This window comes from Carboxylicivirga sp. (assembly GCF_982718395.1).
The window spans coordinates 24,145-34,245 of the sequence record NZ_CEXQWX010000059.1 but is presented as its reverse complement, the minus strand read 5'-3'; the positions used below and the strand labels follow the sequence as shown (position 1 = coordinate 34,245).

Below are 10,101 nucleotides of genomic sequence, written 5' to 3'. Positions count from 1 at the left end.
TGATCAATTACCTTAAAAAAGAAGGATATACCAATCTGATTAATCTTAACGGCGGAATAGAAGCATGGGAAGCTTTGAACTGAGCAATCGTGAAACATGGAAAGACTCATTTATTACGAAAAAGTCTGATGGAAAGGAAAACAAGTCTTTCCATGTAAGAAGCACGAAATTAGCTATCTACTTAAGCTTTGTTGTAAAGATAATGTTAAATAAAAATGAAATTTACAGGGAATACTCCCTTTATTGGACTTGAGAATGTCATTTAAGCAAATAGTTATACTTGATTATACCGGATTACAAGGCTTTGCCATCGAAAAACTTCAAAATATTTCGCAACACCCCATTAAAGCATTTAATGAAGTACCTCAAACAGACGAAGAAATCATAAAGCGAATCGGAGATGCAGACTGTGTTTTTGTTTCGTGGAATACACCTGTCAAGGCCTCAGTGATTAAACAATGCTCCAATCTGCGATACATTGGCATGTGTTGTAGTCTGATTGACGAAGACTCGGCCAATGTAGATGTACGTTGTGCTAAAAGCAGAGGCATTGAAGTAACAGGTATTCGGGACTATGGTGATGAAGGTGTGGCTGAATTTGTCATTTCAGAACTAATTCGATTGTTTAAAGGATTAGGAGAGCATCAATGGAAGTCAGAACCCGTGGAGCTGAACCGACGGAAGATTGGAATTATTGGTATGGGCACAACCGGAATGATGACAGCAAAAGCTTTACAGGCATTTGGTGCCGAGTTGTATTATTACAGTCGTTCACAAAAACCATTGGCAAATCAGCAAGGTATTCATTATTTACCTTTAGACGAACTGTTGGAAACCTGTGAAGTGATTTCCTTTCATTTACCTCGACATACCAAAGTGCTGGAGACTCATCATTTTGATTTATTAGGTAACAATAAAATTCTCATCAATACATCCCTTGGTTTGACCTTTGATAAGGAAGCCTTCATAAAATGGTTACTTAAAAGCGGGAATTATGCCATTTTTGATGTTTGTGGATTTGGTGACTGTAAAAGTGAGCTGACACAAAATGATAAGCTGATATATACCAATAAGACTTCAGGATGGACTCGAGAGGCTAAGGAGCGTTTATCACATAAAGTTCTCGATAATGTGAACAGATATTTAGAAGGAGCCGGTAATGAGTTTAAGCACCTTGTAAGTCGATTTGGCATCTAATAATCTAACGACTGTTATAGCATAGCACCACGTTTTTTATAAAAACTTGTTAAAGTTTTCAGTCAGTTTATTTGATTAGAATGCACAATACTATATTTGTGCCCGATTTAAAAGCTTGCTATGGGAAATAAAAAGAACTCAGTATCTAAAATCATGCGTGCCTTACACCGTGATATTGGTTTTTTAATGATCGGTTTGACTATCGTTTATTGCGTAAGTGGTGTTATTCTATTGTATCGCGATACTGATTTATTTACTATTGATAAGCAATATATCGAGACAATTGAGAAAAATGTTTCAGCCAATGAGTTAGGATCTGCACTTGAACTCAGAAGACTTCATGTAACTGAAGAAACGGCTGACACCATCTATTTTAACTATGGTAACTATTGTAAATCCAGCGGAGTAGCCAATTATACCATTAATACTTATCCTGATATTGTGTGGACGATAAATAGCTTTCATAAGCTAAAGAGTCGTTACAACATGCATTGGATAGGACTAATCTATGGTATTTTCTTATCGTTTCTGGCTATTTCATCCTATTGGATGTATAAGCCTAAAAGCAAGAAATTTAAGCGAGGACTTGTCTTGTCGGTTATTGGTTTTGCAATCGCTATTCTGACGCTATACTTCAATTAGATTTATCGCTGTTCGCTTTCTAAGTTATGGAATGCGAAAAATGTGGTTTGTCCTTTTTTAATATCAAAGGTAAATGGCATTGAATGCTGCATTCTTCCGCTAACGTTCAGTTCTACGCTATTCATTCCTTCATTTAATGGTACACGGCAATAGGAGATACTGTAGGGAAGTGACTGCCAGTTGCGGGTATCGGCTTTTTCAGTCATCGCGTTGACAATACTCACGAAAGCACCCAGATTTTCATTTTCGTTGCGGGCCACTTCTTCAAGCGCCTTTTTGGTGGCTAAACGTGCAATACCTGCTGCCATTTCTCTAACCATGCGATCTTTTAAGCATTGAAAAGCTACAGCGTTGATATCTTCTCCCAGTTCAAGCGGGAACTGCTCTCCATTGGCTGTAATAGCAGCATTTGAGAAAACAGGTCTGCGCTCGCGATACTTCGGAAAGGCTACCCGTAAAAATGACAGATTACGAAAGGCTGCCTGATCATCTCTTGATTTATTACCAATGTAGATAGGGAAGCTTAAACCATACTCATCATTGGCTAATGTTATCCATCCGTCATTGTAGCCTGTGTTAGCGAAATTAATACTCCATTCGTCTTTAACAGGGCCAAAACCATTCATCCAAAAGAAAACCAAATGACCTTTATCCTGATCTTCCGGCTCGTATTTATAACCGAACTTATTCTCATAAAAATCGAGCTCTGTACCAAAACCAAGCTGATATGCGGTACGCATTAAATCATTCTTTAACTGATCAGGTATATCAACTCCAAATAGTTTTTTATAATCCTCTTCATATATCTCTAAAGCATTGCGGTAAGCAATAAAAGCATCATTTGTATTGCCTGCAGCTTCATAGATCAATCCCATCATGCAATGTGCAAAGGCATCACGCGCATATTTGTTTTTATTCTTTTTGTATTTATCGTTCAGCTTTTGCAGTACAATATTTACCCTGCGACACTCTACCAGTGCACCTTCATAGTCCTTAAGGTAGATAAAGTTAAGTGCCTTGTAAAAATGAATCAGAACTGCTTCAAAATCCTCTGGTCGATAAGGTTTCATCATGGGGTTGGTAATTAAAGCGAGAGCTTCACTACCAAGTGATTTGCTATAATCTTCTACGTAATAATCAGCTTTATTGAAATAGTCATTACTTAATTCGTACTGACCATTCATAAAAGACACCACACCACGGTTACAGAAATAGAGATAACGGTTTTTACCCTCGGCACCTTTGGTATCTTTATTCAATTCTTTTTCTGCAGCCTCAAACTGTCCGGATGTAATCAGACTCTGCAGCTTGATGTTCTGTTCGTAGTAAGTAGCGCATCCAAATAAGAGGATGGAGATGAGTATAGTGAGGACTTTAAATTTCATATGTAAAAGTACAGATATGGTTAATGGGTTAGAGATTAATGATTAGAGGTTAGTGGTTAACGATTTAGTGTTTAGTGAATTTAACTAATCACTATGCACTAACCACTAATCACTATTGCATTAATTATTGATGTACTTTTTGATTTCCTTATCGCCAATCCAAACAATTTCATTAGTTTCAAGGTTGGATAGCTCCATGTTAATCTTATAAAAGTTTACACGCTCTTTTTTGTAAGTATCAACAATTGAGTTGATATCACCGTTGAGCATAAAGTCAGCTCCAAGCTCTTTACCCCAGGCTTTGGCTGTTTCCATACTTGCAAACTCTTGCTGAGCAGCTCTCTCACGACGAAGTTCTTCGCGCTTATCACCAGCCTGAACTAATCGAACACGTCCACTGTTTATAAATGCTCTTTCAACATCTTTAACAAAAGTTTCGGCGCTAATGTGTTCGTGCGACTTATTGTAAACAAGGCCTACCACCACAACCGGTCTCTTCTCATGTTCCTGTTGGTGATTGTCAATCCACGCACCACCCAGTACCTGATTTACCATTTCCTCAGCTACGAGACGTGAATCAGTATCGTTCCATCGTCCGCTTAAATCAATAGCTTCTTTGGTGTCTACTCTTTCAACTGTGTGTGCACATCCGCTCAGTAAGCCTACAGTTAATCCTAATGCCAGTACGAATAAAAAATTTCGTTTCATAAGTAAAAAGTTTAGATTTATTGGATATTCTTTAATAGTCCGTGCTTGGTTAATCAAAAAGCATTCCAAAAACACTTTAAAGGGCTTCGAATTGATCTTTAATTACAGCATATGTTTGATCGCTCACTCTAACAAGTGGCAGTCTTAATTGGTTGTCAATAATTTGACGTAATTCCAGGATGGTCTTAATACCGGCCGGATTACCATCAATAAAAATAGATTTCATCAAATCAAGCAAACGGTAATGGATATTTCGGGCTTCATCAAGTTGACCAACTAACCCCGCTTTTACCATTTTGCTGAATTCGCTAGGAAAACCATTGGCAATAACAGATATTACACCATCACCACCAGAAGCTACTATTGGAAGGGTTGTAGCGTCATCACCAGACAATACCAGAAAATTTTCCGGTTTACCCTGAATGATCTCCATAATCTGCACCATATCACCCGAAGCTTCTTTAACAGCGATGATATTATCAAAATCCTGTGCCAGACGAAGAGTTGTAACAGATGCAATATTACATCCTGTTCTTGATGGTACATTGTAAATAATGACAGGTACTGGTGATACTTCTGCTATAGCTTTATAATGTTGGTATAGCCCTTCCTGTGTAGGCTTATTGTAGTATGGTGTTACCGACAAGATGGCATCAATACCATCAAAATTGGTTTTATTAATGATATCAACGAGCTGATGCGTATTATTGCTGCCCATTCCTATTACCAAAGGAACCCGGCCATTATTGGTTGTTTTAATGGTTTGAATAACTTCCAGCTTCTCTTTATCAGAAAGGGTAGCTGTTTCAGCGGTGGTACCCAATGCCACCAAAAAGTCAACGCCGTCATCCAGAACAAAATCGACTAACCTTGCCAGAGCACTGTGATCTATTTCTTTTTGCTGATTAAAGGGAGTGACCAATGCCACACCTGTTCCTTTTAGTTGTTGGGGAGATATCATTAAGCTGATTTTAGTTGTTATTAAGTAAATTAAGATAATGGATGATCTGCTTTTTTAATTCGGGAAGCTCGTCACCTTCTTTTAGTTCAATCATCAGATCGAACAAGTCGTTATCAAGACCAGCTTTTCCAACCTTAAATTCAGCTTTTGATAACTGTCCCAGATAGTCAATGGCAAAAGGCTGATTATTGACGAGTACAATCAATAAATGAAATGGTTTATCTACAAAAGATTGAACAACTTCTTTCTTAATAGAATAAAAAAAGCTGAAATCTTGCCTGCATGCAAAGCTATATGTGCTATCACCAATGTAATTGTCATCCCGCTTCTTTTGATCGATAAAACCAAGTGCTTCTGACTGAATATTAAATTCTTTCAGTTCTTTAATCAGCTCTTTAACAATTTTATAATTGGATTCGTCTGTAGCATCATAGAGGATACCTGCTGTATTAGCTGTTTTAAGGTTATGAAGGTGCTTGTTACGAGGCGATTTTTTTAATAAACCACCTAGTTTATACAAGGCTACCCGTTCTCTTATTTTATCAATGAAATTGCTCATTTATTGTTACTTCAAGTAGAGAGTTATGGATTAGTTTTCAATCATCTTTTTAAATTCTTCTTCCGAAATAATAGAAACATTCAGTTTTTCCGCTTTAGCCAGTTTACTAGGCCCAATTTTATCTCCTGCAACCAGGTAATTGGTTTTAGAGGATACACCACTCAGGTTTTTACCACCGTTTTTTTCAATCAGTCCTTTCAGTTCGTCACGAGAGAAGCTGGCAAAGCTGCCACTGACCACAAATGAGAGGCCTTCGAGTACATTGGAGTGTTGTGCCTGTTCTTCTTCCGATAGCTGAAATTGCAGCCCAATTGTCTTAAGCTTGGCAACAAGTTCGCGGTTGGCTTCATTGCCAAAATACTCAACTACGCTTTGTGCAATGCGGTCACCAATTTCATCGACTTCAACCAGTTGCTCAACTGATGCATTCATTAAAGCGTCAATATTCTTAAAGGATGATGCAAGTTTCTTAGCGACCGTTTCTCCCACATAACGAATACCTAATGCAAAAAGTACCCGTGCAAAGTTGACTTGTTTGGAAGCTTCCAGTCCGGCCAGTATATTATTGGCTGATTTATCACCCATACGCTCTAGACCAGCTAATTGCATTGGATGTAAATCATACAGATCAGCCACATCTTTTACAAAACCATTTTGGTATAACAAATCGATGGTTTCAATGCCCAGTCCATCTATATTCATAGCTTTTCGAGCAATAAAGTGCTCGATCCGGCCTTTAACCTGAGGCGGGCATGTGTTAACATTAGGACAATAATGCGCTGCTTCACCTTCTATGCGAATAAGAGCCGTGTTACATTCGGGACAGTTCTCTATAAACGATACCTTTTGTGCACCGTTATCCCTTACACTTTCATCAACACCAACAATTTTAGGGATGATTTCGCCACCTTTTTCCACATATACCATGTCTCCTTCATGCAGATCAAGTGTGTTGATGATATCTGCATTGTGCAATGAAGCACGTTGAACGGTGGTTCCTGCCAAAAATACCGGTTCGAGGTTGGCTACTGGAGTTACTGCGCCTGTACGACCTACCTGGAAGGTCACTGACTTTAATTTGGTATATCCTTGTTCGGCTTTAAACTTATAGGAAATGGCCCAGCGAGGTGATTTAGCTGTAAAACCCAGACTGCGTTGTTGTTCGAGACTATTAACTTTCAAAACAATGCCATCAATATCAAAAGGCAGGTTTTTACGCTCTTCATCCCAATAACTTATAAAGTCCAGTACTTCGTCAATGTTTTTGCATAGCTTGATGTACGGTGGAATTTTAAAACCCCATTCGCGAGCTTTAGCTAAGTTCTCGAAATGAAGGTTACTTGGCAGATTTTCACCCAGCATATAATACAAAAAACAGTCAAGCGGTCGTTTAGCTACCAGTGCACTGTTTTGCATTTTTAATGAGCCCGATGCCGCATTACGTGGATTGGCAAAAGGTGATTCACCGGCTTCCACTCTGGCTTCATTCAGTTTACTAAAACCATCATGAGGTAAGAATATTTCACCGCGTATTTCAAAACTTGGAGGGTAATCTCCTTTTAATTGAAGCGGAATACTTCTAATGGTTTTTACATTAGCGGTCACATTGTCGCCCTGAATGCCATCACCTCGCGTTACACCATGCAGTAATTGTCCGTTTTCATAGGTGAGGCCAATGGCTGTACCATCGTATTTTAATTCGCACACAATCTCAAAAGGGGCATCCATTAGCTGTTTGCTCACACGTGCATAGAAATCGCGGATTTCTTCCTCATTATAGGTATTACCCAATGATAGCATTGGATAAACATGTTTGACCTGCTCAAATTCTTTGTTTAAATCACTTCCTACCCGTTGGGTCGGACTGTTCGGATCATCGAATTCAGGGTGTTGTTTTTCCAGTTCTGTCAACTGGTGCATCAACTGGTCAAATTCATAATCCGTTATAAGTGGTTCATTCAGCACATAGTACTGATGGTTATGATGGTGGAGAGTATCTCTGAGTTCCTGTATTTGTTTCCCGATATCCGGCATGTATTCACACTTTTTGTAAGGTTAACAAACAAAAATACAATAATATTTTATTCGGAAACGGCGATATACAGTTATTCTTATGCCTTTTTACTCCTACGAAGTTACTGTGCGAATCCCTTAGTGGGATACTTTGTATTTTTATACTAACCACGTGTGAGGACAAGCGCGTGCAATGTTATTAAGTTAAGGCTTTAATTTCAAAAACTGGGGTATCACCCCAGGTATTTAAGTACCATGCTATTTCAGGCTGAATTGAAAATCGATGTAGTCAAAGTCTGAAACATTCCTTTAGGTATCAGACCTTCAGCCTGATCCGCATATCATATAATAGAAAAGGGGCGATGCCCCTTGTTGTGAAGTAATAGACTTTCAGTCTTATACAAGCTGACTTAATTACATTACAAGTGCGATAGCAGGGTAAATTGTTGATGATCTTTTCTAAAGTTTATGGTTTTATAAAATCCATCAAGATGGAGACAAGTTTTTATCAAGGAGAAAGTTCGGCCGGATCAAGGAGAAAATAAATTTTCATCAAGAAGAAAATTTAATTCGATCAAGACGAAAAAATATTTACTCACGTACAGAAAATTATTTTCATACGTGTTGAAGAAAATTTATAGACGTAAGAAAATAAACATATATACGCATGGAATTTTTTGCATCATGTGAATCATCTTCGACGACGCGGAGTAAGCTTTGATTATTTTGGTTAAATCTTGAATCTCTCACAATGCTGCTATGTGAATCCCTTCGCATGGTACTTTGCGTTTTCAGTTTAATCATGCGTGAGGACACGTGCGGTGGCGGGGGAATCATCTTAATTCTTATGTTTTAAATCTTGAATCTTGCCCTTTTATTAATGACTAAAATCTAATGATCTATTATATCTTTGCGGCGCTTAAAATATTGGATTATGATTTCGGTAGATGGATTGACAGTAGAGTTTGGGGCTACTACGCTTTTTAAGAATATTTCCTTTGTGATTAACGAGAAGGACCGGATTGCCTTAATGGGCAAAAATGGTGCAGGTAAATCAACATTGTTAAAGATACTGGCAGGTGAACGTGAAGCCAATAAAGGACATGTGTCGGTACCTAAAAATAAGGTGGTGGCCTACTTACCACAGCATCTAATGACGGAAGATAATCGCACTGTGTTCGAAGAAGCGTCGCAGGCATTTGCGCACATCTTTGCCATGGAGAAAGAGATTGCTGAAATCAACAAGGAGCTGGAAACTCGTACTGATTGTGAATCGGAAAGTTATTACGAGCTGATTGAGAAAGTATCAACTTTAAGTGAGAAGTTTTACTCTATTGAAGAAACAAATTTTGACGCTGAGGTAGAGAAGGTATTATTGGGACTTGGTTTTATACGTGAAGACTTAAAACGTCCTACCAGTGAGTTCTCAGGAGGCTGGCGTATGCGTATTGAATTGGCTAAGATATTGCTTCAAAAACCCGACTTAATTCTGCTTGATGAGCCTACCAACCACCTTGATATTGAATCGATCCAATGGCTGGAGGAGTTTTTGATTGGTTGTGGTAAAGCTGTGATTGTGATTTCGCACGACAGAGCTTTTGTGGATAAGATCACAACACGGACCATTGAGGTGACTATGGGGCGTATTTACGATTACAAGGTAAACTATTCGCAATATTTAGTTTTAAGACAAGAACGTCGTGAGCAGCAACTAAAGGCTTATGAGGAACAGCAGAAGATGATTGCAGAAAACGAGGCTTTTATTGAGCGTTTTAAAGGTACTTACTCTAAGACGCTGCAGGTACAAAGCCGTGTGAAGATGTTGGAGAAGTTGGAAAGGGTAGAAGTAGATGAAGAAGATCGTTCGTCATTACGCTTAAAATTTCCACCTGCACCACGATCAGGTAATTATCCTTTAATTGCTACCGAGGTCACCAAGCATTATGATGATCACCTGGTGTTTGCAGATGCTTCTTTAACCCTGGAACGAGGAGAAAAGATTGCTTTTGTAGGCCGAAATGGTGAGGGAAAGTCAACGCTGGTGAAGGCCATTATGAGTGAGATTGATTACAAAGGCGAATTGCAATTGGGACATAACACCATGATTGGCTACTTTGCACAAAACCAGGCTTCGCTATTGGAAGAAGAGTTAACGGTATTTCAAACCATTGATGATATTGCTGTAGGCGACATACGTACCAAGATTAAAGATATGCTGGGTGCGTTTATGTTTGGAGGTGACGATATTGATAAGAAAGTACGAGTATTGTCTGGCGGTGAGAAAACACGTTTGGCGATGATCAAACTATTGCTGGAACCTGTTAACCTTCTGATACTGGATGAGCCTACCAATCATTTGGATATGAAAACCAAGGATGTGTTAAAGGAAGCCTTGAAGGCTTTTGATGGTACATTAATTCTAGTATCGCATGACCGTGATTTCCTGGATGGACTGGTGGATAAAGTTTATGAGTTTGGTAATAAAAAAGTGAAAGAGCATTTAGGTGATATCCAAAGCTTTTTAGAAATGAAGAAGATGCTTCACTTGAACGAGCTGGAAAGGAAGAACTAACTTGTATTAAAGGATAAATATAAGTAGCCGAACACAATTATTGAGGTATAGTTTTGTTTTGCAA

The 10,101-nt window shown here is 38.6% G+C and carries 8 protein-coding genes; 3 read left to right on the top strand and 5 right to left on the bottom strand.

Features of this window, described 5'->3' with window-relative positions:
* Window positions 1-255: 255 nt before the first annotated feature.
* Together AC4MRQ_RS12555 and AC4MRQ_RS12550 are read left to right on the top strand one after the other, a co-directional pair.
* Window positions 256-1,197 carry an NAD(P)-dependent oxidoreductase gene (locus AC4MRQ_RS12555; protein ID WP_491198026.1) on the top strand — a complete coding sequence of 314 codons (942 nt, stop codon included), beginning with the start codon at window positions 256-258 and terminating at the stop codon, window positions 1,195-1,197.
* Window positions 1,198-1,317: 120 nt separating this feature from the next.
* A complete protein-coding gene (locus tag AC4MRQ_RS12550) occupies window positions 1,318-1,839 on the top strand; it encodes a hypothetical protein (RefSeq protein ID WP_491198025.1) in 522 nt (173 codons plus the stop codon).
* A gap of 2 nt (window positions 1,840-1,841) precedes the next feature.
* On the opposite strand, the gene AC4MRQ_RS12545 is transcribed toward AC4MRQ_RS12550, so the two are convergent.
* The 5 genes from AC4MRQ_RS12545 to ligA all read right to left on the bottom strand — a co-directional run bounded on the left by AC4MRQ_RS12545 (window position 1,842) and on the right by ligA (window position 7,486).
* Window positions 1,842-3,224, bottom strand: coding sequence for a COG3014 family protein (locus AC4MRQ_RS12545; protein WP_491198024.1), 1,383 nt, complete (start codon window positions 3,222-3,224; stop codon window positions 1,842-1,844).
* A gap of 120 nt (window positions 3,225-3,344) precedes the next feature.
* Complete coding sequence (locus AC4MRQ_RS12540) at window positions 3,345-3,932, bottom strand: penicillin-binding protein activator LpoB (RefSeq protein WP_491198023.1); 588 nt, start codon at window positions 3,930-3,932, stop codon at window positions 3,345-3,347.
* A gap of 76 nt (window positions 3,933-4,008) precedes the next feature.
* Complete coding sequence (gene dapA / locus AC4MRQ_RS12535; RefSeq protein ID WP_491198022.1) at window positions 4,009-4,893, bottom strand: 4-hydroxy-tetrahydrodipicolinate synthase; 885 nt, start codon at window positions 4,891-4,893, stop codon at window positions 4,009-4,011.
* 10 nt (window positions 4,894-4,903) lie between these two features.
* A complete protein-coding gene (locus tag AC4MRQ_RS12530) occupies window positions 4,904-5,452 on the bottom strand; it encodes a DUF6913 domain-containing protein (protein ID WP_491198021.1) in 549 nt (182 codons plus the stop codon).
* 30 nt (window positions 5,453-5,482) lie between these two features.
* Window positions 5,483-7,486 carry an NAD-dependent DNA ligase LigA gene (gene ligA / locus AC4MRQ_RS12525; protein ID WP_491198020.1) on the bottom strand — a complete coding sequence of 668 codons (2,004 nt, stop codon included), beginning with the start codon at window positions 7,484-7,486 and terminating at the stop codon, window positions 5,483-5,485.
* A 913-nt stretch (window positions 7,487-8,399) separates the two neighbouring features.
* Here ligA and AC4MRQ_RS12520 point away from each other — a divergent pair.
* On the top strand, window positions 8,400-10,037 hold the full coding sequence (locus AC4MRQ_RS12520) for an ABC-F family ATP-binding cassette domain-containing protein (protein ID WP_491198019.1): 1,638 nt from the start codon (window positions 8,400-8,402) through the stop codon (window positions 10,035-10,037).
* Window positions 10,038-10,101 lie beyond the last annotated feature (64 nt).